The organism is Chitinophaga sp. sic0106 (genome assembly GCF_019219075.1).
Classification (GTDB): Bacteria; Bacteroidota; Bacteroidia; order Chitinophagales; family Chitinophagaceae; genus Chitinophaga.
This window is the reverse complement of record NZ_JAHUWJ010000015.1, coordinates 59,750-82,373: the sequence shown is the minus strand read 5'-3', so window position 1 is coordinate 82,373 and position 22,624 is coordinate 59,750. Positions and strand designations below refer to the sequence as shown.

Annotated in this window: 19 protein-coding genes; 5 read left to right on the top strand and 14 right to left on the bottom strand. The window is 47.6% G+C overall.

The features are described from left to right. Positions 1–12: 12 nt before the first annotated feature. Genes KW844_RS20530 through KW844_RS20520 form a run of 3 tightly spaced genes read right to left on the bottom strand, consistent with a single transcriptional unit; the run spans position 13 to position 3,669 of the window. Positions 13–1,650, bottom strand: a complete 1,638-nt coding sequence (locus tag KW844_RS20530) for a sodium:solute symporter (protein WP_255578556.1) — start codon at positions 1,648–1,650, stop codon at positions 13–15. Positions 1,651–1,659: 9 nt separating this feature from the next. Continuing rightward, entirely contained in the window at positions 1,660–2,886 is a 1,227-nt protein-coding gene (locus KW844_RS20525) for an enolase C-terminal domain-like protein (RefSeq protein WP_218378660.1), read from the bottom strand. A 21-nt stretch (positions 2,887–2,907) separates the two neighbouring features. Further along, the gene (locus KW844_RS20520; protein WP_255578555.1) at positions 2,908–3,669 is read right to left on the bottom strand and encodes an SDR family NAD(P)-dependent oxidoreductase; all 762 of its coding nucleotides are present in this window, start codon (positions 3,667–3,669) and stop codon (positions 2,908–2,910) included. Positions 3,670–3,796: 127 nt separating this feature from the next. Between KW844_RS20520 and KW844_RS20515 the strand changes: the two genes are divergently transcribed. The 5 genes from KW844_RS20515 (at position 3,797) to KW844_RS20495 (ending at position 11,002) form a co-directional block, all read left to right on the top strand. Then, positions 3,797–4,669 (top strand): AraC family transcriptional regulator, encoded by an 873-nt coding sequence (locus KW844_RS20515; protein ID WP_218378658.1) that lies wholly within the window; start codon positions 3,797–3,799, stop codon positions 4,667–4,669. A gap of 83 nt (positions 4,670–4,752) precedes the next feature. After that, positions 4,753–6,306, top strand: coding sequence for a S41 family peptidase (locus KW844_RS20510; RefSeq protein ID WP_218378657.1), 1,554 nt, complete (start codon positions 4,753–4,755; stop codon positions 6,304–6,306). Between the two features lie 218 nt (positions 6,307–6,524). Beyond that, entirely contained in the window at positions 6,525–8,447 is a 1,923-nt protein-coding gene (locus tag KW844_RS20505; protein ID WP_218378656.1) for a C1 family peptidase, read from the top strand. Between the two features lie 20 nt (positions 8,448–8,467). Further along, the gene (locus KW844_RS20500) at positions 8,468–9,793 is read left to right on the top strand and encodes a caspase family protein (RefSeq protein WP_218378655.1); all 1,326 of its coding nucleotides are present in this window, start codon (positions 8,468–8,470) and stop codon (positions 9,791–9,793) included. Beyond that, the gene (locus KW844_RS20495; protein WP_218378654.1) at positions 9,794–11,002 is read left to right on the top strand and encodes a CHASE2 domain-containing protein; all 1,209 of its coding nucleotides are present in this window, start codon (positions 9,794–9,796) and stop codon (positions 11,000–11,002) included. Positions 11,003–11,064: 62 nt separating this feature from the next. Here the strand turns inward: KW844_RS20495 and KW844_RS20490 are convergent, their stop codons facing one another. The 11 genes from KW844_RS20490 to KW844_RS20440 form a co-directional block, all read right to left on the bottom strand. Then, complete coding sequence (locus KW844_RS20490) at positions 11,065–11,412, bottom strand: YciI family protein (RefSeq protein ID WP_218378653.1); 348 nt, start codon at positions 11,410–11,412, stop codon at positions 11,065–11,067. Positions 11,413–11,455: 43 nt separating this feature from the next. Next, complete coding sequence (locus tag KW844_RS20485; protein ID WP_218378652.1) at positions 11,456–12,217, bottom strand: alpha/beta fold hydrolase; 762 nt, start codon at positions 12,215–12,217, stop codon at positions 11,456–11,458. 41 nt (positions 12,218–12,258) lie between these two features. After that, entirely contained in the window at positions 12,259–13,023 is a 765-nt protein-coding gene (locus KW844_RS20480; protein ID WP_218378651.1) for an SDR family oxidoreductase, read from the bottom strand. A 16-nt stretch (positions 13,024–13,039) separates the two neighbouring features. Beyond that, entirely contained in the window at positions 13,040–14,068 is a 1,029-nt protein-coding gene (locus KW844_RS20475) for an alpha/beta hydrolase (protein WP_218378650.1), read from the bottom strand. A 58-nt stretch (positions 14,069–14,126) separates the two neighbouring features. After that, positions 14,127–14,429 (bottom strand): hypothetical protein, encoded by a 303-nt coding sequence (locus KW844_RS20470; RefSeq protein WP_218378649.1) that lies wholly within the window; start codon positions 14,427–14,429, stop codon positions 14,127–14,129. A 108-nt stretch (positions 14,430–14,537) separates the two neighbouring features. Then, positions 14,538–14,723: a hypothetical protein gene (locus tag KW844_RS20465; protein WP_218378648.1), complete on the bottom strand. Its 186-nt coding sequence runs from the start codon at positions 14,721–14,723 to the stop codon at positions 14,538–14,540. Between the two features lie 290 nt (positions 14,724–15,013). After that, positions 15,014–15,775, bottom strand: a complete 762-nt coding sequence (locus tag KW844_RS20460; RefSeq protein WP_218378647.1) for an SDR family oxidoreductase — start codon at positions 15,773–15,775, stop codon at positions 15,014–15,016. 160 nt (positions 15,776–15,935) lie between these two features. Beyond that, entirely contained in the window at positions 15,936–18,563 is a 2,628-nt protein-coding gene (locus KW844_RS20455; protein WP_218378646.1) for a sigma 54-interacting transcriptional regulator, read from the bottom strand. Between the two features lie 82 nt (positions 18,564–18,645). Beyond that, on the bottom strand, positions 18,646–19,980 hold the full coding sequence (locus tag KW844_RS20450) for an ankyrin repeat domain-containing protein (RefSeq protein WP_218378753.1): 1,335 nt from the start codon (positions 19,978–19,980) through the stop codon (positions 18,646–18,648). Positions 19,981–19,984: 4 nt separating this feature from the next. Then, positions 19,985–21,175, bottom strand: a complete 1,191-nt coding sequence (locus KW844_RS20445) for an ankyrin repeat domain-containing protein (protein ID WP_218378645.1) — start codon at positions 21,173–21,175, stop codon at positions 19,985–19,987. 457 nt (positions 21,176–21,632) lie between these two features. Continuing rightward, the gene (locus KW844_RS20440) at positions 21,633–22,505 is read right to left on the bottom strand and encodes a hypothetical protein (RefSeq protein WP_218378644.1); all 873 of its coding nucleotides are present in this window, start codon (positions 22,503–22,505) and stop codon (positions 21,633–21,635) included. Between the last annotated feature and the right edge of the window lie 119 nt (positions 22,506–22,624).

Genomic DNA, 22,624 nt, shown 5'->3' with positions numbered 1-22,624 from the left:
CGAGATTAATAGTTATCGAAAAAGAAAATATAATACTGCCATGATCAACAGCAGTCCGCCGGAAAGCACTTTGTAGTTGGCTAAGCCCTTCCAGCCCGGAATCCGCAGCGGTGCCGCAATGGAACGCCAGTATAGCTGGTTGCTTTGCTCCGTATGTACCACCGGGTAGCAGTAGGATAATACTATCTGCAATAGCAAACAGCCCGCAAACAGGTAAAATGCCATCATCATAAAAGGAATAGCAGGGCCTGCACCGAGTTTACCGGTTACAAATACAATGATCCCCGCCAGCGATCCCCACCAGAGGGTGTATTGGGCCGACTTTGCGGATGCTTTCTTCCAGAAAATACCTGTCAGAAACACGCAGGTAATAGGTGGCGCTATGTGGGCAATCACATCGTTGATGCCTTCAAACAGGCTGGTATATCTATTCAACAGCGGCAGCAACAGCAGCGAAACTACGAGTGCAATAGCGGCGGACCAACGTCCGGCTGCGACCAGATTTTTGTCTGTAGCCGCTGGCTTAAAGCGTTTGTAAATATCATAACTGGCCAGAGTACTGATAGAGTTGAGTGCCCCGGCAATCTGGCTCATTAATCCGGAGAGCAAAGCCGCAATGAGTACGCCCACCAGCCCTTTCGGCAGTAGTTGCGTAATCATAAGCGTGTAAATGCCTTTGGAATCGGGTACCATATGGTCGCCCTGCTGTATCATGGGTAAGCCCGACAGATCCAGTGTGCCGGATTTATACAACACATAGGCCAGTAAACCCGGTAGTACAAAAATAAATACCGGCAGCAGTTTTATATACCCGCAAAAGATAGCGCCTGTTTTTGCATGGTTTTCATCTTTAGCGCCTAATGCCCGCTGTACGATGGTTTGATCGGCACACCAGTACCAGATACCGAGCACCGGATAACCCAAAAATACGGCGATCCAGCTGAGGCCACTGGCATCACCTATGGGCCGTATCATACTCAGCCTGTTCATCTCTCCCTCAACAGATAAAACATGTGTAAGTGGCTCCCAGCCGCCTACCTTTTGCCATGAAAACCAGGTGATGATAAGCGCCCCTCCAATGAGTACAATACTCTGGATAGTTTCCGTTACTACCACCGCCCGCAAACCGCCAATGATGGTGTATATTCCCGTCAGCAGGGCAATAAGACCTATACTAACGTACATGTTTACCCCAAACAAGGTTTCCAGCACAATACCACCGGCTAAAAACGAAAAGGCAATATGGATAACGATGGCGGATAAAATGGATACAAAGGCCAGCCAGTCCCGGCATGCCCTGTTGTAGCGCTTCTCCAGGAAATCGGGCAAAGTGGAAATACCGGAACGGATATAAAATGGAATGAAAAATAAGGCTAGCAGGATCAGCGTGAAGGAGGCCATCCATTCAAAATTGCCGTTGAGCAACCCGGAGTCGAACCCGCTCTGGGCAAGACTCACCAGATGCAAGCAGGAAATGTTGCTGGCAAATAATGCCAGGCCGATCATAGGCCATTTCAGATTTTTTCCTGCCAGAAAATACTCATCGCTACTGATGGTGTCCTGTTTTTTCTTAGGAATCCATAACCCGATGGTAACAATCAGCAGCAGGTATAAAATGCTAATGGTGATGTCTGTTGTGGATATCATCATATTAAAGTATTAGGCCGGTAAGAGATCGCAACTGCTGCCTGCCTCCATCGGTGTTACATACACGCCGTTTTCGATGTGCACAGGCTGTGTGAAATACGGTTTAAGATGTGGGATGTGCTCCAGGAACAATGCTTCATGTCCCATGGCAATATGATTGAACAGCACCAGGTGCTGGTGTAGCTGTCCCATATCACCTACGTGTGGCACAACCGGTACGCCGAATTTTTTGCATAGCAAACTGACGGTGATAAATTCACTTACCCCACCTACCCGCACGGCGTCTACCTGCATGAAAGAAGCGCAGCCCGTCTGTAAGTAATTTTTAAAGAGGATGCGGTTAGGTACATGCTCACCCAGCGCCAGCTTTAATGGTGCAATCTGTTTAGCCAGCGTTTGATGCGCCAGGATATCATCAGGGTGAGTGGGCTCTTCGATCCAGTAAGGATTCATTTGTTTTAGCTGCTCACAAATAGCAATCGCCTGCGGTAAGGTCCATTGCTGGTTGGCGTCGAGCATCACTTTTCTGTCGGCACCCGCTACTTCCCGCACAATATTAGCACGTTCAATATCCCTGGCAGCATCGGTGGCGCCTACTTTCAGCTTCATGGCATTGAAGCCTGCATCGATGGCTTTTTTACAGTTTTCGCGTACCTGTTCATTGTTATAATTAAACCAGCCTACTGAAGTATCATAGCCAGGGTAGCCCTGGGTGAGGATCTTCATCCTTTCCTGTTTGGTAGCCTGCTGCTCCTGAAGCATTGCTATGGCTTCTTCGCGGGTGAGTACATCCTCGAGGTAGGAGAGGTCCAGGGTATTCACAATTTCCTCTGGTGATAAGTCGATCAGGAGTTTCCAGAGAGGCACCTGTTTTTGTTTGGCCCACAGGTCAAAGCAGGCGTTGGTAACGCTGGCCAGGCCCAGGTGTACGATGCCTTTATGTGGTCCCAGCCACCGGAATTGCTGTTCATTGGAGGCGTTTCTGAACCAGGTACCAAAATCGGCCATGAGTTCTTCCACATTTCTGCCCACCAGGGTGTCCGCATAAAATTTAGCGGCGCTGCACACCAGTTCATTGCCGGCGCCTACGGTGAAGGCGAGTCCGCTGGAGGTAAGGTGTTGTTCGTCTGTGAGCTGTGTAACAGCATAGGAGTATACCGGATCTCTGTGCACGGCGTCGCTGCCGGCGCCTTTTGCGAGTGCAAACCGCCGGTCGCTGATTGTTACTTTTGCGATCATTTATTTCAGGAATATTTTGCTTTAAAGTATAGTACGGTAGCCTAGTTCAGCGCCTCCGCTTACCGGCATGATACAGCCGGTAATAAACCGGGCGGCATGACTGAGCAGAAACACGGCCGTATCGGCAATCACATCGCCTTCCGGCATTTTGCCAAGGGGATGGAGGTGATCCAGGTATTGTTGGATGGCAGCGTGGCCAGGCTGCGCTTTGCTCCAGGCATCCAGAGCCTCCGTTTTAACGGCTGCCGGACTAATGGCATTTACGCGGATGCCTAAAGGGGCGTAATCGAGCGCCATCGCTTTTGTAAGGGCATTTACACCCCCTTTGGTGGCTACGTAGGCGGCGTGGTTGTCCTGCCCTATGTCGCCTACCATAGAGCTGGTATTTAAAATGCAGCCTTTTGTTTTGGTGAGATGCTGGATGCCATGACGTACAGTGTACAGTATGCTCTTCAGGTTCACCTGGAACAACAGGTCCCATTCCTCATCTGTAGTGTCGTGTAAGGGTTTGGAAGGATGGGTGATGCCAGCATTGTTATGAATCGCATCAAGACGGCCGTAGGTATTTATTACCTGTGCAATTGCTTCTTTTACGGCTGTTTCCTTGCTCACATCGCAAGGCAGGTAGAGATGTCCGCTGCCCAATACAGCCATTTGCGCCGGCGAAATCGCTTGTTTGTCGGCAATGCATACGGTTGCTCCATTGGCCGCATAGGCCTGAGCACAGGCCCACCCAATGCCTGCAGCACCTCCGGTAAGTAATATGATCTTTTGATGTAGCATGTGCATAGCTGTAAACGTGAAACTGTTACGAAAGTATGGACAAATGTGATGCAATTTTAAACGGGAAGTGATGATTTTTGGGCTTATATTAGCAAAATGTATGAATAGGGTTTAAATAAGTGCTAATATGAAGCCTGTATATGCCAAGGTATTAGAGGGACTGGAAAATGAGGTGTTTACCACCCGGTTGATTGAGCGCCCGTTTTTTACCACCGAGTTTCATTTTCATGCGGAGTGCCAGATGACCTATATCGTGCAGGGTGCAGGGCATAAGGTAGTAGGGGATTGTGTAGAAAATTTTGAACCGGGAGAACTGACCCTCCTGGGGCCGGATATTCCACATGTATGGTATAACCGTACAGGGGATAAGGAAATCACAACAGGAACGCCAGCTAAATCGGTAGCCCTGTTTTTTCATGCCGGTAAACTTACTGAACTCTTATCGCCGTTTTTTAGTGTGAAAAAAATCGCCACCTGCCTGGAGCTGGCGAGGAGAGGGATGAAATTCTATGGGCAAACGAAAGAGGACCTGAAACAGTTATTGTTAAGGATGGCCGACCAGCCACCCGGGCCGGCGAAATTGATTTTATTGCTGGAAGTATTGCAGCTGCTAACTGCGACTGCGGAATATGAACAGCTGGCAGGTGCCGGGTACGTTAATACCTACTCCAACAAGGATAATGAAAAAATGGACCGGGTATTCAAATACATTTTCGCTAACTTTTCGGATACGCTTAGCCTGGACGAAGCCGCTGCCCTGGCATTCATGAACAAGCAGGCATTTTGCCGTTACTTTAAATCCCGCACCCAAAAAACGTTTGTGGACTTCGTGAATGAGGTCCGCATCGCGCATGCCTGTAAACTTATTGCTGCGGATCAGCACTCCATCGGTGTAATTGCGGCAACCTGCGGATTTAACACGCTCACCAATTTTAACCGCTACTTCAGAAAAATAAAAGGGATGGCGCCACGGGATTATAAACTCAGGCTGGTGGAGTAGGAATAAATATTGTGCTGAAGGGATTAGTTTTGTAGCTTGCAGTATAACATTTCAACCAATTCTGCAAAACGCAGCAACGATTTATGAGAAAACTAGTTTTGCTTGTACTGCTCGCCGCCCAACTGCCGGCAGTTACAGCTGTAGCCCAAACCAAACCTGCGCCGGCAACTGATAGCCTTAAAATCTATAACAGGATGCTGCAACCCAAAGAAATGCAGGCGGACCTGAAGTTGTTCCGCGATATCCGCGAAAAAGCCAATTCAGGCATATACCGTTATCATTCCAAAAAGGAAACTGACAGCATTTATAAATGGGCCTATGCGGCTGTTAAAAAGCCATTGCCGATAACAGGATTTTTTAAGATCATCCTCCAGCTCACTGATTTTGAGGGCAGCTGCCATAACTACACCGAGGTGGGCGCGGACCTGTTCAAGTATCTTAACCGCTCGCAGGGCTTTTTTCCTTATGACCTGAAGTACCTGGAAGGCAAAATGATTTTCAACCAGCAGCTACCTGAAATCCCTGCCGGCTCCCGAATCCTGAGTATCAACGGTGTCAGGGATACTACCCTGATGCAGTCGTTCTATAAATACCTTACCGGCGACGGCTATACGACCACGCAGAAGTTGTCGGGCAGTGTGAGTCGCGCCTACGGTGTGCGCTACCTCCTGGAATATGGTATACACAACCAATTCGTACTCACGTTCACGCCACCCAATTCCAACGAAGTGAAATCTGCCACACTGCCGGCAGTGACCCTGGAAACGCGCAAGCAAAACCTCGTGGGCCGCTACAGCGCTAAGCTGGATAGTATTATCGACTATAACGTGCAGCCGAAATATAGCTTCCGTATGCTGGATGATAAAACCGGCCTGCTTAACTTCCGTATTTTCAGCATGGCCTGGGGATCAGATGATCCGGCATTCCCGGGATATGCCAGGTGGGTAGATAGCATCTTCCAACAGCTGGATAAACAGGCAGTGCCTAACCTGGTGATCGATATCAGAAGTAATCCAGGTGGCAGCGATCCTAACTTCGAGCAACCGATGATGTACCTGACCGACCATGACTTCAAAGAAAATGAATCTGCCTATATTTCCTTTAACCGGGATGCAATACCTTTTTCACAGTATTTCTGGGGAGTAAGCGCCAGTCAGAAATACAGCGCGGAGGAAATCAAAGCAGGCCTTCAGTATCTGCAGGAAACCTACCTGCCTTACAAGGATGGCAAGAGTATGCAAAACCCGAAGATCAACCCGGTATACCATCCCAAGCAGCCTGCCTACAAAGGCCATCTGTATTTACTGATAGATGAAAATACCGCCTCAGCAGCCTCACACCTGGCCTCACTGGTACGGGCATACGCCAGAAATACCACCATCGTGGGTGTGGAAACCGTAGGTGGTTATTACTATCATAACGGTCACGCTCCACTGGTATATGAACTGCCGAATTCCAAAATAAAAACGCAGTTCTCTATGGTAGCCGTTACCCAGGATGCGCCGGTAAAACCTAATCAGCCGGAAGGCCGCGGTACTATGCCGGACTATGAAGTATGGCCCAGCTACGCCGATTTTATGAACGGAAAAGATACGCAGATGGAATATGTGCTGCGATTAATCAGAGAGAAAAAGTAGCCGGCAGGCAACAGCAATTTTATACAATCCTCACCATCCCGGTGGGGATTGTTTGTTAACAACCCGTTCACCAAACAATTATGAAGTGATATCAGGAAAACCGCTATTTTTGTGTTGTGTGAATTCTGTACGAGATAAAAATTAATTCCAAAAATGAAAACGTGCGCGTAAAATAATAGTGTCACGTCCCCCAAAAATCATATCCAAATATACCAGTCATGAAGTATGCAGCACTCCTGTTTATTCTGTGTTTGTTTGTAGTCATCCCTCCATTACATAGCCAGAATATTGTCATCGCCGTAAAGGGAAATATTATGCTGGAAAACTCCCAGCCAGTAAAGAAGGGAGATAATATCAAAAACAATGCGGTATTGTTATTCCGGCCAAATGGAATGGTAAGCCCGGAAGTACATCTGTTATCACCTAAGGGTGTTTGTGTGATCCGGTATAAAGATTATCAGCAGCAGCCAAAATCGGAGTTGATGCAGCTGGTGGCAGCTACCATCCACAAAAATTCCGTGGCTACGCTGGGCACCAGAGCGTATCAGGCCGAATACGGCGCGCAGCAACAGGTGCAGCTGGTAGATTCTCTATGCCGTTTGCTGGGAGCTCATGCAGGCAATATTTCCGAACTGGTGTTTACCTACATCAGCCCTTATTGCGTGGCAACTTTTACATCTCCCTACTGGACAGCAATAGGAGAAATACTACAAACCAAATACGGTTTTCAGGTGAATGCCAGCACCGGTAATACACTTACTGCCGCAGCGTTTGAGGCGATTCCGAAAATGGCCAGCGTGAAAACCAGGGACTACCTGCCGAACGCCGCTTCCCTGAAAAAATATTGTCCCATCCCGGGCGACCAGGGCCGCTTTGGCACCTGTGTTGGCTGGTCGGCAGCCTACGGTACCAGGACCATTTCCTGGGCCGTGCGCAACAACCTCACCGCCACCAATGACATCACCAACCAGGCATTTTCACCCACTTTTATATACGAGCAAATCAAAGACAGCGATGACCTCAACTGCTCCAAAGGCGCCTCCATTTCCAGGGCAGTGCAACTGATGAAAACCAGCGGTGTTCCTTTCCTGAGCGATCTGAATTTCAGCTGCAACGCCAACCTGCAACCTTACCGTACCGCAGCGATGAACTATACCATCAAGGATTTTCAGGCGCTGAATGAGCGCTATGGCGCCAACGCACCAGAAGAAGAGTTTAAGAAAACACTATTTAATATTAAAACTGCTATCAGTCAGAAAAAGCCCATCATCGCGGCAATCGACTGCTATGGCACCTTTAAAGGCAAAGTCTGGAACGGCGTTTTTGATAATCATTTGGGTGGCCATGCCATCTGCATCATCGGTTATGACGACAACTTTTCAAACGGAGAAGGCGCGGTGGAAATCCTCAACAGCTGGAGCCCGTTCTGGGGTAACGGTGGGTTTATACACGTGAAATATGCGGACCTCCGGAGAATACTGCGTGCAGCCATTGCCGTATATGACGAGGTGAAACCACAGCCACTGGTGCCTGCGGATACTATAACACCGGTAATCGTGGTTGATACCCTGAAAAAATTATCGGGCTCCTTCAGCCTGGTACTGGCCAATGGCAACGATATGAAAGCTGTAAGAAATGAAAATGGCGTGCGCGGCCTGCGACTCACCAATGTAGATGAAATGACTTACAATATCGCAGAGGCGTATCCTTCCAATACTAATTTTCGCTTGCAGTTTACCAGCGCCCAGCCCGCATATGTATACCTGCTGGGTACCGATGCCAAACGCAGCCCGGTAGTACAGCTGTTTCCGGATGAATCCAGGAATATTTCCGCCCTGCTCGACTTCCGCTCCGAAGTGAAAGTGAGCATCCCGGATGAAAGCCATTATATTCAAATGGATGAAACACCCGGAGAAGATTATCTCTGCGTGATCTACTCTAAGGAACCACTGGATATGAACGTGATCAAAAGCAGTCTGCAAAATTCCAGCAAGAGCTTTGTGAAAGCGGTAAAAGAAGCGCTAGCCGGCAGGATTGTGAATGACGAAGAGGTAGCATTCGATAAAAATAAAATTTCATTTGATGCAGCATCCGCTAAACGCACTGCTGTGCCGGTTTTTATCGGTTTTAAACATCAATAGACCCTGAAAATAACCCCCATATGCGTTACCTGATAATTATGTGTTTGTGTATGCTGTTTGCCTTAGTTGTATCAGCGCAAACCAGGAACTTCCGTGTAATAAAAGTTCCTGCAGAAAATCCCACCGGCCAGAAGCGCAAAGCAGTGGTGATAGGGATGAGTGATTATGAAAAAGGCAGAAACCTGGATAATACACTCAATGATGCCAATGATATGTCGGAAGTGCTCACCCGCCTTGGCTTTGAAGTGACCCTCCTTAAAAATAATGACTTACGTACCCTGCTTACCAACCTCACGGAATGGTATAACTCCATCAGCGGTAATGATATGGCCGTATTTTATTACGCCGGCCATGGCATCGAGATCAATGGACAGAACTATCTGATTCCTGTTGGCGCTACGCTGAATTCCGCTACCGATGCACAATTTAATACCTTGAATGTAAACCAGGTACTGGGAAATATGGATGAAAAGCGAGTGCGTATGAAGTTGCTTATCCTGGATGCATGCCGGGATAATCCTTTTTCGCGGAGCTGGTCCAGGAGTGCCAGCAGCCCGGGACTGGCTACCATGTCGGCCCCAAAAGGTACTTATATCGCGTTTGCCGCCCTGCCCGGCTCCACCGCACAGGATGGAGGCAATTACAATCTCCCGAATGGTGTATTTACTTACTACCTCAAACAGGAAATTGTGAAGCCAGGACTCACCATCGACCAGGTGTTCAACAATGTAACCAATGATGTGGCTACGCTTACCAACGACTTACAAACGCCGTTTAAAAACAGCAGTATCCGGAGCGATTTTTATTTTCTCCCTAAAACCAATGAGATACCTGCCCCGGTTGTGGTGGAAAAGAAATACTATTACTATGTAGATCAACGTGGAACCAAAGGCAGTCAACAGTTTGCGTCAGTAGCAGATGCGGAAGGCTTTATGAAGCGCAACCTGCTATATGGTAAAATTTATTCCAATAAAGGTGAAGTATTTGTGGTGGAAGAGCCACTTCCGGCTAAGCCAGCAGCGGATTTTATTCGGGTGAGTGAGTATAGTCGTGATAGTGAGTCTACCTCGGACGGGCATATTTATATCAGGGCATACAGTGTATTCAACGATTCAAAATACACGATCAAAATAGGTGTTCAATTGCCATATGGTTATTACAAAAATTGTGTGGCTGATCCGGATAATTTCGTGGAAGATGGTTTCTGGACAAAGGTGCTTACATTACCTCCCGGCACCAATAACGTGGTTGAATTCAGGGAGGAGCTTAAAAAAATCGATTCTCCTAACCGGAAAAAGTGTTCGGGCATTTCTTCTGTAAGGCATACCGCCGCATATATCCGATAAATGAAATTTACTTCTGCATGGCGGTTTTTAGGGCTGCTGCGTTTGCATGTCTACACGCTCTTATTGATGGCAGCCACCTTTGTCTGGATGGCGCTGCCATACAATAACGGGCTGGATATGACGGTGCATAAATGGACCCAGCTGCTCAAAATCGCAGGGCCAGAAATGCGAAAGCCATCGGCGGATTCCGTGATTTTTATTGATGTGTCGGCCGCAAAATACCTGGTGCCGTTAAATGAAGAAGGTTCAGCAAATGACGTAATTACCAACCGGAAATACCTGGCGGACTTGTTGGCATATATAGTGGCGCATCAGCAGCAGGTGCGGTATATATTGGCTGATGTAGTGTTTGATATATCCACTCCTGACGATAGTGCACTGGTAGCCGGTATTAAAGTCCTGGGTAATAAATTTCTTGCGGTTAACAGCTACGAAGCGGATACGTTGCAGCGGAATATATTAGGTGTGCGTGCTGCTACGGCTACCTTGCGCCTGCAATCCGGAAGTATATATAAAATTCCGTTTACCGGGGCCAGGGGTGATACTATGGTTCCATTTCAAATGTATCTGGATATGAACCCCGGTGGCGCTGTGCTGCATCCCTTCTATACTCGTTTCCGGCAGGCGGGTATTGCTTTTAACACACAGATACCTGAATTATACCTGCGGGCGCATGATTTCACAGAGGGAGGCTATACGAAAATTGGTTTAGGGGAACTGGTGTCGCTTATGAATATTACACCGGAGCTGTTTGATCTGTACCTGAAGAACAGGTATATCCTGGTGGGCGATTTTAAGCAGGACCTGCACGATACCTATCTAAATACCCAGCCGGGTTCGCTGATTCTCTTTAATGCTTTCTGGCAGTTACAAGCGCAGCGGCAAATTGTAAGCATTTGGTACCTGGTAGTTTTGTACCTGTTTATTTATTTCCTGGTTTGGGTGCAGTGGAAAAGGAAGTCCTTTATTTATCACATTGCTTTGCAGCCCAGGTATTTCCTGCCTTTTGAGCTGCCGTTCAATATTATTTCCGTGACTTTATTGCTGATCGTATTTACGGTAATGTCGGCGTTGGTATTTCAGGTCAACATTAGTATGTTTCACCTGATTCTTATTTTTTCACTGTCAGATGTATGGCGCCTGGTAGCGGGTAAGCTGGACCGTAAAAGCTCGCGCTGGGGTATTGCTATTAAGGTGATAGAGAGATAGCAATCTACCGTAAGAATAATAAAACAGGAGCACCTGGAAGGGGCGCTCCTGTACATCCACTCTTAAGCTGCCGGTACGGCCATGCGTACTTCCACAACTGCACCGTATTTCACAATCGGGCAAGCCTTCGCAATTTCAACAGCTTCTTCATAGTCTTTTGCTTTGATCAGGAATAAACCACCAATGGAGGTATGATCTTCCACATAAGGACCGTGATGTGTTTTTTTACCGTGGCTGATCACCCGGCCATCAACATCCCATCTTTTAACAGGCGCTACGAGCTTGTCCTGTGCGGCAATGCTGGCAATCCATTCCTGGTATGGCTGGATGGCTTCTTTCATCTGTTCTGGTGTTGGAACCGGGGTTTTGCTGGTCAGATCTCTGTGGATTGCAATCAAAAATTCGTTCATTTTTTCTGGGTTTTTGTCGTTATAAATTTGAGTTTGTATTCGGTTATAACTGCTGGCTGGCAGTTGCGATGAATTCTGCTACACGCTTAGGTTGTGATACCATTGGGATATGGCTGGATTTCAACTCCAGTGTTTTAGCATTGATCATTTTTGCTTCCGCTTTTGCCAGTGCCGGAGGTACCATGTAGTCTTCCAGGCCTATGATAAACCAGGATGGCTTGTTTTTCCAGGCTGGGTTTGCAACTTTTTCGGTAGTAGCGCGGGTAGCCCATGGTACTTGCGTGGCGTATACTACTTTACGTTCTTCCAGGGGCAAGTCCTGTGCAAAATATTCCTTGATGCCTTTAGGAGAAAGGGACAGGAAACCTTCTGCATCCGGTCTGAATTCCGCACTGCCTGGCGCGGGGTATGGCGTGGTTACATCTACGACTGATTGGTTTTCATCCGGCACCAGCGCACATACATACAGCAGGCCCACTACTTTGGGATCATTACCTGCGGCGGATATCACCATGCCGCCATAGGAGTGGCCTACGAGGAGCACCGGACCGTCCATCAGCGCGATGGCTCTTTTAGTGGCCGCCACATCATCTGTGAGGGAGGTTAGCGGATTTTGTACCGCTACTACATTGTAGCCTTTCGCCTGTAGCAGGGGGAATACTTTTGCCCAGCTGGAGCCATCGGCAAATGCGCCGTGTACAAAAACGATATTCTTGATTTTGTTAGGGGCCACCTGGGCAGTGGCTGTCTGAAACACAATGGTTAACAGTAATAAGGCGGCGCTTATTTTTTTTATTGGAGTCATGATCGTTGTTTTTAAAATTGTAAAGAGAGATGAAGCTGAGGTTATGCAATGGTTTGTCCTGTCAGGCGGCGGTGGTACCAGTCCTCGTACCTTATTTTACCGAGGATGGCATGGTCGCCGGGCAGGAGGGAGTTGTCCTGTAATGATGCGCCAAAGTAGGTCGCCTGGGGATCTTCAATCAGCTGCCGGGAGTCTTCCGTTTCGTTGAGGAAGTAGCGGATGAGTTCATACATCGGCATGGTTTCCGGGCCGGCGATTTCGATGGTACCGTTTTGTGGCGGTCTGATGGCGATAGCGGCCAGTGCAGCTACCACTTCATCTGCTGCAATGGGCTGCATCGGCGTTTGAGAAATATGCACCTGGTCGTTGATGGTGGTAGCATTGGCGATACGTCCGGCCAGCTCAAAAAACTGGGTGGAGCGCAGGATGGTGTAAGGTACACCGGAAGCCTCGATGAGTGCTTCCTGCGCTATTTTGGAGCGCATATACTCACTTTCCTGGAGCCGCTCTGCACCTACAACGGACAAGGCTATATGATGGCGCACGTTTGCATATTGCTCTGCCGAGAGCAGATTAGTGGTAGATGCGGGAAAAAATGCAGCACTGGCGGGGCCTTCATAAGAAGGCGTATTGGAAACATCTATCACTACTTCAGTATCGCGCATGATGGTGGGCAGACCTTCACCGGTGAGGGTGTTGACGCCGGTTTGCCGGGCAGCAGCAATTACGGTATGACCTTCCTTTTTCAGCTTGTCTACCAGTCGCGCACCAATCAGGCCGGTACCTCCTATAACTACAATTTTCATAACCTCAGATTTTTAGTTAGTTAATTACAAAGGAGCGTTCAGCGTTTTCGTAGGTATGCTTTGCAACATCTACTTTTAACGCATGGCGGATCACTGCTGCTGCCTGTAACAGCGCTGTTTGTACAGCAGGTACGGAGGCCAGTGGGTTGAGTAAACCGTAGTCGTGAATCAGGCCACCATACCGGGTGAGAGTAACCGCCACCCCGGCTTCGTTCAGTTTGCGGGCATATGCTTCCCCTTCGGAGCACAGTACATCATTTTCCGCTGTCTGGATCAGCGCCGGTGGCAGGCCTTTCAGCTCCTCCAGGCTCGCCTGTAACGGTGACGCATATATTTCCTTACGGTCTTTTTTCTCTTGCAGGTAGTTATCCCAGAACCACTTCATCATATTCCTGGTGAGGAAGCGTCCTTCGCCAAAGGCTTTATAGGATTCCGTTTTAAAATCTGCATCGGTAACAGGCCACAGCAGCACCTGTTGTTTAATGGCGGGGCCATGTTTCATTTTCGCCATCAGTGCGGTGGCTGCCGCCATATTACCGCCTACGCTGTTGCCCACTACTGCCAGGTTCTTACCGTTTACGCCTATTTCAATACCTCGTTCTGCTACCCACTTCAATGCCGCGTAGATCTGGTTAATAGCTACCGGGTATTTTGCTTCGGGAGATGGCGTGTAGTCCGGGAACACGGCTACGGCACCGGAATTTACCACCAGGTCGCGCACCAGCCGCCGGTGAGTGGGATAATCGCCCAGCACCCAGCCGCCACCGTGAATGTACAGGAACACGGGTGCGTTAACTGGACAATTAAGCGGCTTGGTAATATGGAGCTTTACTTCCAGCCCATCCTGTGTGATGGTGAGCTGGGACTCTTCGATGCCGGAGTAATCAACTGCCACGGAATTTTGTGCATCCGTCAGTACCTGTCGCGCCGCTGCCGGGGTCAGCTCCTCAATGGGCTTGCCTTTTCCGGCGTTTAATACTTTTAAAAATGCTCTCACTTCTTTGAGGATCTGGGGGTCGTTTTCTGCTTTAACAATTTGTGTCATGGTTTGAAAATTATTGTTAATAATAGCATGTAGAATAGTGGTAAGCGGGGTGTGGGACCTAGAGGTCCAGCCTTAACTTTCTTGCCATTTGGGCATTGATGGAAGCGATATAAGTGCCTGCGCTGAGTACGAGTGTGCCTTTCTCTCCTGAAACGGAGGTGATGGCGTAAACTATTTTTCCGGCATCACTACCTGCACTGGCTGTCAACTCAACATATTCATCGATATGAAAATCTTCCGGATCAAGGCGGATATCATATTCGCCACAGTACAAACACACGGTGTCGGTGGTGAAGTCCACGCAGTAGCCGATGCTGTACAGGTCTTGCAGCGCTGCTGCGAGTGAAACGTAATCTTTCATATGATTAATCATTATAGGTTTAAAAATGTTCGGGTAGTGTATGCGTATCCGTTATATTGTATTAAATCCTGGCTATTGTTGCATTTTTGCAGCGCGGCACTTTATCTGCTATTCCTCATGCGTTGGTGCATCTTCGCCGGCGAAAGGTTGTTCCACCATGCGGAGGTTATCGTTCATGAATTCAGCACCTTCACTTTCATTATGATCCGGCTCTACATGGATAACATGGAGGTATTCAGGTTCGCCGTTTTGTAAATCCTTCTCGTGATGAGGATGAAAAAATGGAATATTCATGACGCAAGATTTTTATGGTGAGAGATCGTTTTTCAGACAAAAGATTCCCAGGCCGCTCCGTAAGAGAGCGTGCAGATTATACCGCCATATGGGAATCATTGAAAAAGTGGAGTAGATGAATTGCCTCCTGTTGACCTGTAGTGTAGCTGACCGGATTTCCGTACGGATAAATACGCCGGCGTGGGGATATCCTCGTGCACGAACAGGTGGAAAGTGCACTCCCGTTACAACTGCCTCTACAGGCTGACACCCGTCATCTTCGTTTTATCAACAAGTAGCAATTCAGGTGGTTATGCCTTTACAGTCTGAGCCTGTGTGGCCCACCATTTATCAAAATTGATAGCGCCTAATTCTGCTTTTCCGGCAGGAACCAGGGCTTCATGGGAAACTTCGCCACCAAAGTACATCGGCTTGCCATTAGGTATTACTTTCCTGGGGTCATTAGCCTGTTGCAGGTAATGCTCAACGATCTCATACATCTTAAACCGTTCAGGCCCTGCAATTTCAACATAGCCATTCACTGGTGTACCGGTTGCATGGTTGGCGACATATCTAGCAACATCGTCGGAGGCAATTGGTTGAACGAGCACATCCGATAAATGTACTTCGTTGCCCTCAGTGGCCTGGTTGGCAATGCCGCCCAGGAACTCCAGGAACTGGGTGCTGCGTACAATGGTATAGGGGATACCCGATTGTTTGATCAGGTCTTCCTGTACCAGTTTGGCACGCATGTAACCAATGTTCTGCATCAGGTCGGTACCTACGATAGACAATGCCACGTGATGTTTCACTCCTGCATTAATTTCTGCTGCCAGCAGGTTACGGCCGGCTGTCTGGAAAAATTCCATCACCGCAGTATCCTCAAATGAAGGAGAGTTTGCCAGATCTATTACAATATCTGTACCCTGCATCGCTTCCGCCAGCCCTTCACCGGTAATGGTGTTGATGCCGGTTGCCGGTGAGGCCGCAATTACCTGGTGACCCGCCTGACGAAGGTTGTTTACTACTTTTGTTCCTATGAGGCCAGAACCTCCTATTACGACGATTTTCATGATTTGATTTTTATTTTTTAGTGATGTTACCTATTAGGCCAACGCTGTGCCAATGCGCGTAAATAATTGATAATCAATAAAAAATATAAAATTGCCCTATCGATTTTTCACTTTATTCAGTGAAACCACCATCGCTTTCACCAAATATGGGGAATTGACATCACGAGAAGTAGTCGGTTTTAGTAATTTTCAGTTTCTTCATTTTGGAGTGTAGTGTATTGCCGGGAATATCCAATACCTCTGCGGCGCTGCCCACACCGGAGATCTTTCCTGCACAGCGTTTCAGCGTTTCTATAATATAGGCGCGCTCCACTTCTTCCAGTGTCCGGTTCAATAGAAATGCCTGCTCCTGCTTGTCGGAATCATTGTTCCGCGGTATATAAATATCATTTAAAGTGCAGTCTGTGGTCAATAATATGCTTCTTTCAATCAGGTGCTCCAGCTCTCTCACATTACCCGGCCATGTGTAACTGCGGAGCTGCTGTATAACGCGCGGGGAAATCTTGCGGATGTTGCGACCTGTATTCCTGCTGTATTTGCGGACAAAGAACTGCGTGAGGGCTTCTAAGTCTTCCATCCGATCCCGTAGTGGCGGCAGTGAAATCGGGAATACATTTAACCGGAAATACAAATCTGCACGAAAACGGCCGGCCCTTACTTCCTCTTCCAGGTTACGGTTGGTAGCAGCTACCAACCGCACATTTATTTTGATTACCTGTTTGCCGCCTACGCGTTCCAGCTCTCTTTCCTGGATCACACGCAACAGCTTGGCCTGCGCTTCAAGCGGCAGCTCCCCAATTTCATCGAGGAACAGCGTGCTGTTATCTGCCAGTTCAAATTTGCCCAGCCGCCGGTCGATGGCGCCGGTGAATGCACCTTTTTCATGGCCAAACAACTCACTTTCTATCAGGTTAGCAGGAAGCGCCGCGCAGTTGACCTTCACCATTAAATGCTCTTTTCGCGGGGAGCTGCTGTGGATGGCCCTTGCAATCAATTCCTTGCCGGTACCGGTTTCTCCCAAAATCAAAACTGTGGTATTGGATTCTGCCACTAGTCCCATCAGGCGGTATACCTCCTGCATGGTTTCTCCGCTGCCTATGATTTCTGAAAAATTATAGATGGTTTTGATCTGTTCTTTGAGGTAGTCATTTTCAATTTCCAGCTGCTTTTTATAGGCGATGAGCTTTTCGTTGGCCAGGATATTAGCCACGGCAATGGCAATCTGCGAGCAGATGCCTTTCAGCAGCAATGGCCCCAGCATGTCTGCCAGCAACCATATGGTACCAATGTTTTTATCGCCCACCCGCAGCGGCAGGCCGTACATATTTTTAAACCCGGTAGTATTCCAAAGCTTCGCATACTCACTGCCTTTTTTCAGCTCTTCCTGCACGTTGAAAACCACGCCCTCCCTGCTGGCCAGCACCTGTGAGGTATACTGCTCATGCACGGTGATGGTACGGGACGACTTCTTATCGAAATCCACCTTTGCCTTTGCAAACAAGGTGGGGTCGGACATGAACAAACTCATATGAATACCATCATCTTCCAATACGCGGATCATAGCCAGCTGGGTATTCATGGTTTGTGCCAGCACTTCCGAAATCGCTGCCTGCAGCTCTGCTTTGGTGCGTACCTTGGTGATGGCGCTGCTGAAACCCAGCAGAAAGGCCTGTTCTTCCTGCTTTTTGATCACCTGCTCATTGGCCATGATATTGGCCAGTGCGGTGGATATCTGGGAGCAGATGCCCTGCAGCAATTCTATTTTTATCTCCTGGATATCGAGCAATAGTATACCAAGGTTGGTTGTTCCATTGCGCAGGCGCACGCCAACAAAATTTTTGAAGCCCATCTTTTTCCAGAGGGGCAGATAGCTGGAGGTGATGCCTCGTTGTATTTCCCTTTCTACGTTAAACAACAGGGGAATGGAGCTGTTAAGTACCCGGTTTTGAAGGCCGTCGTTAATAGGGTATTTCGTTTTCACCAGCACCTGCAAGGCCTTTTCATCCCGCTGAATGGTGCCGAGGTCGTACACATAGGCGGTGAGTGTAGTTTTATCTTCATTGACCCTGCGGATCACAAAGCCGCTATCCTGGTCCAGTTTACGTAGGGCGGCGCGCAGGGCACGGGTGAGGTCTTCCTTGGTGCGCACTGCTGCAATCTCACTGCTGAAGTCCAGCAGAAACGACTTTTCCTTTTCCTTGTTCAGTATTTCTTCATTCTTGATAATATTGGATACTGCGCTGGAAAGCTGTGGGGCAAAGCCTTTCATGACTCCTCTCAGCTCGGCGGTGAAGCTGTCTGTCCGATCGGAGTAGAGGTGTATAAAGCCCATGGGCTTTCCTTCTTTCATGAGTCGGGTCATGAGGATTTCCCGCACCCCACCGTCGTAATTGACCCGCAGGAACGGGGGACTTTGCGGATTGTCCATGATGTCTTCCAGGATATAAGACACCGGTTCTTCCGAATGCAATACGCCCTGAATGAAGGGGTCGTTCAATGAAAAGTGCGATGCCACCATTTCCTTGTAACGGGGATGGGAGCGGATGGGGGAGCCTTCGTTATCGAGCAGAAAAGGCCAGTAGGTTTCGTCTTTATGATCAATGAGGGTGATGATGGTATGAGTGAAGTAAAACAGGCCTTTGATACGCTTTTTGAACAGGGTAATCAGGTCATTTTTCTCCCGGATCTTGGTGATGTCATTGCCAAGTTCGAGCAATACCTTCCTTTCCTGTTCCAGTATAGCTTTTGATGGTGCGTGAGAGGCGTCGTTTTTAACGTTTCTTTTCATACTGAAAAGAACCAACGGGAAATGGTAAATGTTCGTTTGGGGGGAAACGGCCCCGGATGTCAACGGCATCCGGGGCTTAGGGTTATCCTTTCAGGATCTTTGCTTTCTCTGCATCAAATTCCTCCTGCGATAAAATTCCTGCATCCAGCAGCTCTTTCAAATCCAGCAGCGCTTTTTTCTTATCGGCCATGGGATTGATGGCTTCAGCGGCAGTAGCGGGAGCAGGGCCTGCTTTCGCCGGCGAGGAGTTGTACGACAACAACAGGGCAGCTGTTTCATTAAACCCTTTGATGGCAGCGTAGTCTATGGCTTTCTGCTCTTTGCTGTTGACGATGCTGACGTCCGCACCCTGTTCCAACAGGTATTTCACGATATCTTTTTTTCCGGCCGATGCGGCGTAGTGCAGGGCACTGTTGCCGGCTTCATCCTGGATGTTGATATTTGCGCCTTGTTCGAGCAGCAGCTTCACCATGCTGAGGTGGCCGTTTTTGGCGGCTACATGCAGCAAACTTTCGCCACCGTTGGAATAGCTGTGGTTAAAGGAAAAAGTGCTGGTGAGCGAGAAGTTATTGGCTGTTTCCACCCATTCGAGGTAGCTGTTGACCACCGTGGTGTTATCGGAAACGGGCTGACTGAAATTCACGTCAATGCCTTTGCCCAGCAGCATGCTCACAATTTCTTTCTGGTTGTTGGCGCAGGCGTACCAGATGGGCGACAATCCGTCTTTAGAAGTAATATTCACATCTGCGCCTTTATCTGCCAGCAGGTTGGTTAATGCGCGGTTGGTATCGTAGCAGGCGATCAGGAGGGCGGATTCGCCGGCATGGTTGGTGTGATTGAGGTTCGCGTAATGGTCAATGAGCTGGGCGGCAATCACCGGATTTTTGGCGCGCACGGCCACCAGCAGAGGGCTGTCGCCCGCTTTGTTGGTGGTGTTTACATCCGCACCGTTGTCCAGCAGTAGCTGTACAATGTCCTTATTACGCCAGGCGGCCGCAATGAGTAGTGGCGTTTCCGCTTCGTTGTTGGCAACGTCTGCATTGCTGCCGCTGCGGAGCAGGGCTTCCATCACTTCTTTCTGACCGCTGCGGGCAGTGAGGTGGAGGAGACTATTACCATTGTAATCATTGATATCCGTACGTGCGCCGCTTTCCAGCAGGTGCAGGGCTGTTTGTTTTTGTTTTTGCAGGCAGGCGAAATAAAAGGGTGTTTCGCCGTTATGGTCTTCGTAGTCGAGTGCGGCGCCTGCATCCAGGAGCAGCTTTACGAGGTCCAGGTAGCCGTGGTGTGCGGCGTAATGCAGGGCAGTGCGGCCCTTTTCGTCTGTATAGGTAACATCAACTTCGTTGTTGGCCAGCAGGATTTCGGCAATTTTACGTTTGCCGCTTTCACAGGCAACAATAAAAGACATGGACATAATACTATGCTTTTTGTTTGAGAAGAAGTTCCACCGCTTTGGCTTTCAGGTTATCCTGTCCGGCCAGGTCCATGGCACTTTGGTCACGGTCGTTGGTGATGCTGGCATCTGCACCGTTTTCAAGTAATAATTTTACTTTTTTGTAGAGATGTTGTGCGGCCTTTTGGTCGTAGTTCACGTTGTAACCACATACTTTATGCAGCAGTGTGTTCCCTTCATCGTCTCTCCGGTCGACGTCAACCACTCCGGATTCCAGTATGCCGGCGAGCATTTCAGCAGGGTATTCAGCTACCCAGTCGAGTGCTGCTTTTAGTTTGCTATAATACGGGGAGGTTTGATAGATGTCGGCCCCGTCTCTCAATAATAATTTTATTAATGCCACTTCTTCAGCAGAAGCCCTGCTGCGCATACGTAAAGCTCCACAGATCAGTGTTTCACCTGATTTATTGGCCTGGTTGAAATCTGCCGGGGCATACGCTGTCAGTTGCTCATACATCGCAGCTTCGCATACCTGGTGTACGAGTGCAGCATAATAGGCTGATTCTTCATTTTTACCGGGTTGATTAGGATCAGCGCCCCGCTCCAGGAGCAGCTGCATGTATTTTAATTTTCGGTTACCTATTACGATGTGCAGCGGCGTTTCTTTCACGATATTACCATCGTTGGGGTCAATGCCCTGATCCATGAGATATTCCAGGTACTTAATACCGGTATCTTCCCTGATGCTGAATTCCCTGGTGATATTAAACAGGTAGTTCTCCTCATAATTATTTTTGAACCGGGGATCACAGCCGGCGTTTACGAGGATAGCGATGGCTTCTACGGGAACGTTTAATGTGAAAGCCAGTTGCAGCAATGTTTTATTGTTGACGGCATCATTGATATTGTCGAACTTTGCGATGAATTTTGTGAGAAAATCAAGTGATGCCGGCTCATGGGTGGTGTATCGGAGTACACATTCCAGTGCCGACCTGTCCAGCGATTCGTATTCGTATACGTCGGTATCAATACTGCCATTATCGGCCAGTGCAAGCAGTATTTCATATTGCTTTGCTCTGGCTAACTGATCGTAGATATATCGTTTATCATGATCGGCAAGATCTTTTTGCAATTGCTCGTTCTGTTGTATCCGTTGCAGGGCATCGGCCCATTGGCTTTTCCTGAGCGCAGCCGCCAGGTTATTCACATCAGTCATGGTTACCAAAGATATGTGGGTTAAGGTATCAGGCTGGGCCTGGGCTTCAAATGTAAGGGATAAAAATAAAAATGCAATAGGCAGCAGGATAAATCCCTGGTTCCAGGGATATCCGATGGGGTTGAATATGCAGCATTTACATCTCCCTGAAAACTAACGGGAACGGATACATTTTTTCGCGCCTAATGGAAGGACTAAGCAACCATGCCTTGGTAGTTACCACCAAATTTGCCGTCCAGCATTTATCGTGAAAATTCTACTTTTAGCTTTCTTAGTCAAATCTTTTAGAATAAACAAGGCATTTTGGGGTAGATTGTAGAATATCAATTTTTCTTCCCTTGCATATTTTTTCCCAAATGATTTCCATCCATCACGATCCCAATAAGACAATTCATATAAATGACCTTCCACAAGATAATTTTCCCTTTTTTTATAAATTTTTGAGGAGAACTTAATGCTATCGATTTGAATAGGTTTTCCCAAATCTAATCCAACCCACTTTCCCCTTATGTGTCTCGAAAGCAGTATAAAAATTATCGTCCATAGCCATTTCAGGACCTGTCTGGGAGTTTTTAATTGTACTTTCATTGAAGCTGACAATCTTTCCTTTTAGCTTATTTGGCCCACTATAGAAAGCAATTTCAGCCAAACAACAATTCATTGAATGGGAGGGTAAACATCTGATATATCTGAAAGCTTGTTTAGAATTGAGACTTATTGTATTCCAATAAGGTAGAGGGTGTCTGGGGACAATATACAAATCAGTATTCGCATTAAAATTTGGATCATTGGATCCTTGAAAGCGCGCACTGTCAAAATCACCTACGTAAAAATCATCTGGTGTGTCGGGAAATACTCTGTTTATCTCCATCCTTTTATGTATACTTAATTTATGAGCTTCAGGAATTAGAAAGGTAGTTTTTCCCATGCTATCCAGAATAAATGGAGAATTAGCCATTTGGATACCATTTCTGCCGAAATATAATGGGGCGTATACAATACCCACTTCTATTTTTCTAAATGTTACCTGATTATTCTTAATTTTTCCCCAGTCAATAGGAACCCAGTCATTGTTGTCAAAAACACCAATGTAAGCGTATTTATTTGAATCTATTTCTTTAACAGGTATTGTTATGTCCTTGCAAGTCACATATTGGTCAGTAACATCTATTATTTTGTCATCCAGAAATAGAGATGGAACAATTTCAGCCTCTGATTTAATAGCTGCTAGGCTATTGTTATTCTTCGAAAAAGTTCGTCTATAAACTTTTGCCTTTTTTGTAAACGGTTTATGAGGTGATCCTGGATTGTCTTCTGTTCCAAGAAACATGATCGTTTTAGCGCTATCGCTAACAAAAAGTGTATTCCAATTATGACTTTTATCTCTATATGGCCACTATGAAATAGTGACTCATTTGTTAAGTCTAAAAAAAGAAATGTGATATAAGA